Annotated in this window: 5 protein-coding genes; 4 read left to right on the top strand and 1 reads right to left on the bottom strand. The window is 42.1% G+C overall.

All coding sequences use genetic code 11. The annotated features are described in order from the left end of the window. On the top strand, window positions 1-601 hold a 601-nt coding region (locus LUCIF_RS22340; protein WP_243638780.1), incomplete at its 5' end, for a reverse transcriptase domain-containing protein. 541 nt (window positions 602-1,142) lie between these two features. Here the strand turns inward: LUCIF_RS22340 and LUCIF_RS22335 are convergent. Beyond that, window positions 1,143-2,027, bottom strand: a complete 885-nt coding sequence (locus tag LUCIF_RS22335; protein WP_122630041.1) for an MBL fold metallo-hydrolase — start codon at window positions 2,025-2,027, stop codon at window positions 1,143-1,145. A 223-nt stretch (window positions 2,028-2,250) separates the two neighbouring features. On the opposite strand from LUCIF_RS22335, the gene LUCIF_RS22330 reads away from it, so the two are divergent. From LUCIF_RS22330 to LUCIF_RS22320, 3 genes are all read left to right on the top strand, one after another. Then, window positions 2,251-2,601 (top strand): winged helix-turn-helix transcriptional regulator, encoded by a 351-nt coding sequence (locus LUCIF_RS22330; protein WP_122630040.1) that lies wholly within the window; start codon window positions 2,251-2,253, stop codon window positions 2,599-2,601. A 712-nt stretch (window positions 2,602-3,313) separates the two neighbouring features. Continuing rightward, window positions 3,314-3,637, top strand: coding sequence for a hypothetical protein (locus tag LUCIF_RS22325; RefSeq protein ID WP_122630039.1), 324 nt, complete (start codon window positions 3,314-3,316; stop codon window positions 3,635-3,637). 590 nt (window positions 3,638-4,227) lie between these two features. Continuing rightward, entirely contained in the window at window positions 4,228-5,388 is a 1,161-nt protein-coding gene (locus LUCIF_RS22320; RefSeq protein ID WP_122630038.1) for an iron-containing alcohol dehydrogenase, read from the top strand. The last annotated feature ends 713 nt before the right edge of the window (window positions 5,389-6,101 follow it).

The raw sequence follows: 6,101 nt of genomic DNA, 5'->3' as shown, positions 1-6,101 counted from the left end.
AAAGATAAAGCGGGAATGCAGAGGCGAAGCCTACCTAATTCGGTACGCTGACGACTTTGTGTGCTTCTTTCAACACCAAGATGATGCTGAAACTTTCTATGGGAAGTTGATAGAGCGATTACGGAAGTTCAACCTAGAGATAGCGGTAAAAAAGACAAAGATTATCGAATTCGGACGCTTCGCCGAGGAACGACGGAATAAACGAGGGGAAGGCAAGCCGGAGACATTCGACTTTCTCGGATTCACGCACTACTGTAGCAAAAGCCAGAACGGAAAGTTCCGCGTCAAGAGGACAACCAGCCGGAAGAAATTTAGAGCGAAGTTGAAATACTTTGCTGAATGGCTCTATCAAAATATGCACACTGAGATAGGAGACTTAATCAAGCAGATAAATGCCAAGCTGGCTGGGCACTACCGCTACTATGGGGTGACCGACAACAGCAACGGAATTCATGCGTTTGGATACCGCATACGGCGCAAGATACTTGAAGTGCTCAATCGTAGAAGCCAAAAGAACAGCCTGACTTGGGAAGGATTTGCAAAACTCGAGGAGAGATTCCCGCTAGTTAACGCGAGAATCTATGTAAATATCTATGGCTAGACGTAAGTAAATGCTGCTATGAAGAGCCGGATGCCTTAATAGGGCAAGTCCGGTTCTGTGAGGGTTGCGCGTCGCAAGGCGCGTTTCTACTCGACCTGACTCGTTCCTGACTCGTTCCATCGTCAAAGGTTACAGCCTTGCACGTGAAGCGGGAATAAGCTCCCAACCAGCTAAAACGTAAATTCTTTGGAAATGGATGAATCCCTCTGTTGGCACGGGTATAGAAAAATCTTCCCTGGGACAGGGTCATTCATATCCTTCTTCCTCATTATACATAAAAATGATTGTTCGGAGTTTTTCTGCCCCAGAATGGATAATCCTTCTGTACTATATCTTACAGGGGACGGGGTTAGCGACAACTGTGTGCCGACAACCCCGTCCCCTTGACAGTTTTAGGATCGTCAATTTAAGCACAGCTGTTATTTCCCATACCTAAGCCTAGATTCCAATCTTATATTTTCTCCGTGAAGACGCTTGCGACGTAAAGTCATCATCACTTTATATCCGTCCCAGATAACGCGATGTCTGGCATCCTGTTTTACTACCGATCAATCCGTTCCACTTTGTGTCCTAAAAATTCCTCCAGTCGCTTATCAGAATATTGGATATTGACGGTCTTATAGATATGCTGGTAGCCGCAGCCTAAAGGCCCCCTGGAAAATGGTTTATCCTTTAAATAATTCTGCTGAAATTCTCCCGAAAAACATTCGATGTATGCGTCGACGTATTCCATTGTAATTGGGTTCGGGCCATGGCTGCTATAAATATCTTTGATATCCTTTTCTAATCGTTTTATCTTTTTCCAGCTGTCCAGTGCCATGGAAAAGGGGGCGTTTCTATCAGATTCGAAAAAGTAAATGATGACGTAATCACAAATCATATCTCCTGAAAAAAGTCTCTTTTTTGCCCTATCCAGCAGCATGATATGCCCATAAGAATGCCCCGGTGTAAAAATTACCTCCAAAGTCTTGCCGCCCAAGTCAAACAGTTCTCCATCCTTAACAAAGTGTGGAGTAAGGACTCGGAGCAGGCTCTTTTCAGCGAATGTTTTGCTATCAAAACGTTCAACGGCTTCAGGGTTATTCTCTTTCAAAAATTCTATTCCCAACCCCGCCGCGAACTCCCTTTCAGGCTTTGTGTCAAACCCCATAATCTGACCGTAGTCCGGCTGGTACAGCCATACATCTCCAAAATATTCGCTTCCGTAGCTGTGGTCAGGATCGCCATGGGTCAATACCAGCATCACCGGCAAATCCGTTATACTTCTGATGATCGGCCTTATGTCCTCGAAGCCAAAACCGGCGTCAATTAATACCGCTTTTTTCTGCCCTAGGACAAGATAAAAATGCACAAGTCCAGCTTCAGTAATGACATATAAATCATCGTCCAGTTTTTTCACCTTACAGAAATCCGTTGATGTAATCATGACTATCACCTTTCTTAGAAAAATTACATTTAAATATTACTCCCGTTAATTTAACCCGCTTTTACAATACATACTTCTTTCATGGAAAAACACCCCTGTTATTGTATTTGCTTGACCTTTTTTCTGCTTCTTAGTATTATTTTAGTATGTAGAAAAAAACATTCAAGTACGATTTTTTGCTATACTAAGTATGTAAATAGATACTATAGGGAGAAGGGTTAACATGAAAGACGACGGTTTTGGTATATGCCCGGAGGCTACGGTGCAGACGTTACTTTCAGGAAAATGGACGTTGGCCATTTTAATTCGTTTATCAAGAAAAACCATGCGCTTTAATGAATTGCAAAGGGAACTTCCAAGCCTTACTCAGGCTACACTGACTAAGCAGCTTAGGACATTAGAGAAGAATAGATTGATAGTTAGGACTGTCTATAACCAGATACCACCTAAGGTCGAATATTCGTTAAGTGATATAGGAGAAAAGTTTAAGCCAGTTATACAAGCTATGAAGGCTTGGGGCGAGGAGTATATAATTCAGATGCCCCGTTTTTTTGACAAAGTAGAGGGACAATAAACCGGTCCCCGTATCCCTTTCTTGAAGGTGAATTCACTGCAGGCGATAGCCGAAATTGCAGATAGACATATTGATTATAGAAACCTTGCACTTGCGAAGATTGAACAAGCAATATTATCAGGAAGTCCAGCAGTAAAAAAACGAGCCGAAAAATTGGCAGAGTTATCAAAGAGGTGGTATAACAATGCGAATATCAATTAGACCAGCATGTACTACTGACAGTAAAGCCGTGACTGGAGGGCTTGGTCAGGTCGGGAACAGGTATTGGATAAAAAGCTTGATTTTCTATCATCAATAAACTTCTGCCCCAATATGTAGAATGAATTTGGCAGGAGTTTTGTTTTTTTATGGGAAATAAAGGTTGTTATAGGCGTTTTAAGATAAACAAACTGAGTCAAGGAACCGTCCCCTGACTCGTTCGAAACGGGGAAAGTGCCTTTTTTAATTCCCAGGCTATGAGTCATAGGTTCAGTGCGATTAAAACCCTCCGGTAGTTTTGAGTGAGGGCTTGGTTAGGTTGGGAATAGGTATTGGCAAAAAAACTTGATTTTCTATCATCAATAAACTTCTGCCCGAATATGTAGAATTTGGCAGGAGTTTTTGTTTTTTATGGGAAATGAAGGTTGTAATAGGAATTTTAGATAAACGGAAATACTCATAGTTTTTCGGAAAATAGGTATAGTTTTGAAAACGTAAGGGAGTGTAATCAAATTTGATATCAAGAACGTGGCATGGAATGGTGCCTTTAGCAATGAAAGCAGCTTTTGAAGTCTATGAATATGAAACTGGCATAAAAGATACTTTAGCAATAAAAGGAAATTGCGGGGCTTATTTAAAAGTTGTTGATCAAGGCGACTATGCCCATTTTTTTCTTTGTACTAAATGGGATTCTTGGGAAAGCATGGTTGATTATGCAGGCAATGAACCACAAATTGCAGTAACTTATCCAGAAGATGAAAGATATGGTCTTATTTCTGATCCAATTGTAATTATTCAAGAGGTTACTAATAGTAAGAATCCTTTTGTTCTGAGTTAAGTGCATAACCAGAACTTACGTTTTTTCGGATTACAATAAAAATGAATTTCTGCAAAGGCTCCAGTCAAAAAGGTTTTTTGAAAAAGTGAAATGCATATTTAGAGTAACTAATGCCGATGAACTAAAAAAAATGATGAAAATGATTCCAAAAGAAAGATATCAGGGATATTCATATTCCTTTGAAGGAATACCTTCAATTGGGTATCATATCTCCCCTGAAAGTATTGCGTCTCTTCCGTGATAGGCGATAGCGGCTAGAGTACATGCTATGTTGGCATGTAATAGAAGTATTAGTTTTTAGAAACTGTAATGGGACAATGAACCTGTCCCTGTGGTATTGGCTGAGAACCCTGTTCTCTTGATAATCAGTGGGACAATCCTGCTCTTATGTCCCTGAAAGACAAAACGAGTCAAGGAACCGTCCCCTGACTCGTTTCGAACAGGTGAAACTCAAATGGATTGAACCCGCAGAACTAAAGGTGAGTGGAGGTAAAAGAGTAGAATAAAATTTAGAGGAAAAAGTATTCCACCGCAGTTCATTGGGCGGGATAAGGCATAAATATTAAAACAAAGGAATCAGGGGGTACAAAATGATAACTGGTTTTGAGTTTCTTTTGCCGACCAAAATAAGATATGGCCTTGGCATGGTGAAGGTATTAGGAGAAGAGTTGAGGTTGTTAAAGGCAAAGAACGTAATGATTATAACTGATAAAGGTCTCGTTAAAGCCGGACTGGTAAGTAAGATCACCGAACTTGTCCAAAAGGAAGGGCTATCTTATATTATTTATGACGAAATTGAGGCAAATCCCAAAGATTACAATGTGGAATTGGCAGCAGAAACCGCCAGAAAGCACTCAGTGGATACGGTCGTCGCTTTTGGTGGTGGCAGTCCGATTGATGCGGCCAAGGCGGTGGTTGTTTTAACTAAACAAGGCGGAAAAGTCAGAGACTATCAAGGTAAGGGCAAAATCAAAGAGGATTGCATTTCTCTTATAACGATACCGACGACAGCCGGGACCGGCAGTGAAGTGACATTCTCTTCTGTTATTACCGACACCAGGGAAAAATTTAAATTTACAATTAAAAGCCCAGCCATTGCTGCAAAAGTATCGATTATCGACCCCGAACTTACACTGACAGTTCCGCCCCTGGTCACCGCAGCCACCGGAATCGACGCATTGACTCATGCCATAGAAGGATACACCGCTAATTGCACTGAACCGATAGCCGAAGCGCTGGGTTTATACGCTATCGAATATATAGCGCAAAATATCGCCGAAGCAGTAAAGAACGGAGCTAATATTGAGGCAAGGGATAAAATGATGATGGGAAGTCTGCTGGCTGGATTATCATTCAGTCACTCTGATGTAGCTTCGGTACATTGCATGGCTGAAGCGCTGGGAAGCTTGTACGATGCCCCGCATGGGATGTGTAATGCAATATTGCTGCCCTACGTTATGGAATATAACTTGCCGTCTGCAGAATTTAAATATGCGCGGGTTGCCAGGGCCATGGGGGTGGATGAGACGGAAGACAGTAAAGCGGCACTCGAGGGAATAAAGTATATAAAAAATTTATCAAAGGAAATCGGATTGCCAGGCATAACATCATTGAATATCAACAGGGAAGACTTTGAACACCTGGCCGAAATGTCGGTAAAAAATGGCTCAAACGCAAGTAATCCAAGAAAGATAACAAAAGATGATTATTTTATGTTATTCAATAAAGCATATAATGATAATTACCAATGAGGAAGATGAAACTCTTCGGGAGAGCCCTACCACTGGTAGGGTTACGGCTGTTGTTAAACTGAGACTATCCCCAATTCTGTGTAAACCTTCTGCATATTCCGGCGAATCCGGCGATATCCGTTCTTTGTAAAATTATGTAAGTTGAGCTTTATGACATTGGTCTGCCGTCCCCCTGGCACTACATATCATAATAAACTTCTGCCTTAATCCCTAGAATTTGGCAGGAGTTTTGTTTTTTATGGGAAATAAAGGTTGTTATAGGCGTTTTAGATAAAAGGAAATGGTCATAGTTTTTCGGAAAATAGGTATAGTTTAAAAAGCGTAAAAGGGTGTCACAAACCCTGTCCTCTGGCACCTGCGTCCTTAAAGGACAAACTGAGTCGAGGAACCGTCCCGTGCGCCAAGAAGCGCACGGAGTATAGCGGGTGGGAATCCCGTCTGGGAAGGTCTAGCCAACCACCCGGTATCCAGCCTTGGGACTGAAGCGGTAACGCCAGGTCTAAGCGTAGGTAGGAAAGGTAGTAGGCCGAAAGCGAAAGCTGAAGATGTAGAATCCCGAAATTCCTAATGGGAATGGTCGATGCATGGGACGAGCAGAAGACAACACTGGGCTTAGCGATAAAGGCAAGTTAAGTTTGGCGCCCCGGGATCGAAGGTCTTGGCATGCTACACACAGTTACTCCGTGAGAACTTGGGAGACCCTGTTGCTCTCC

The sequence above is a fragment of the Allolucifera butyrica genome (assembly GCF_900476375.1).
Lineage (GTDB): Bacteria > Bacillota > Negativicutes > Sporomusales > UPPP01 > Lucifera > Lucifera butyrica.
This window is presented reverse-complemented; position numbering and strand designations above follow the sequence as displayed.